The 299-nt window shown below is 53.2% G+C and carries 1 rRNA gene; it reads left to right on the forward strand.

The features are described 5' to 3' along the window. Positions 1-170 precede the first annotated feature (170 nt). A 5S ribosomal RNA gene (gene rrf, locus ACNFG0_RS22920) occupies positions 171-286 on the forward strand. The last annotated feature ends 13 nt before the right edge of the window (positions 287-299 follow it).

The raw sequence follows: 299 nt of genomic DNA on the forward strand, positions 1-299 counted from the left end.
AACGATGCATCGCCGATGGTAGTGTGGGGCTTCCCCATGTGAGAGTAGGTCATCGTCAAGATTCATTTCGCAAAACCCCTATCTGCGCGAGCAGGTAGGGGTTTTGTCTTTAAGTAGAGAGACCAGAGATTCGCCGGCACGTCCCGAGGACGGGCCAGCACACAGAATTTCTTGACGACCATAGAGCGTTGGAACCACCTGATCCCATCCCGAACTCAGCAGTGAAACGACGCATCGCCGATGGTAGTGTGGGGCTTCCCCATGTGAGAGTAGGTCATCGTCAAGATTCATTTCGCAAA

This window comes from Pseudomonas sp. NY15372 (assembly GCF_048068215.1).
GTDB classification, from domain to species: Bacteria; Pseudomonadota; Gammaproteobacteria; order Pseudomonadales; family Pseudomonadaceae; genus Aquipseudomonas; species Aquipseudomonas guariconensis_A.